1 protein-coding gene is annotated in these 214 nt (G+C 45.3%); it reads right to left on the reverse strand.

Annotated features, from left to right (window positions below):
* On the reverse strand, positions 1-172 hold a 172-nt coding region (locus tag AB4Y44_RS43100), incomplete at its 3' end, for a type II toxin-antitoxin system HigB family toxin (protein ID WP_368702871.1).
* Between the last annotated feature and the right edge of the window lie 42 nt (positions 173-214).

Genomic DNA, 214 nt, shown 5'->3' on the forward strand with positions numbered 1-214 from the left:
TGAACAACATTTGCCGGTTGAAATGGACTGTAGCGACGACTCGGAAATTGTTTCCTCCAACATCAAACACATAAAACTTTGTTGGAACGTAATCGACTGTAGTACCAAACGTCTTCTTAAGACCGGACAGGTCATCGGCTTGGCAGCTACTTGCCAGCCTGTACCAGGTCATGAGAGGACTTTTCGCGGCTGAGTGTTTATCAATAAACTCTTC

Source organism: Paraburkholderia sp. BR10937, from assembly GCF_040965695.1.
Taxonomy (GTDB): domain Bacteria; phylum Pseudomonadota; class Gammaproteobacteria; order Burkholderiales; family Burkholderiaceae; genus Paraburkholderia.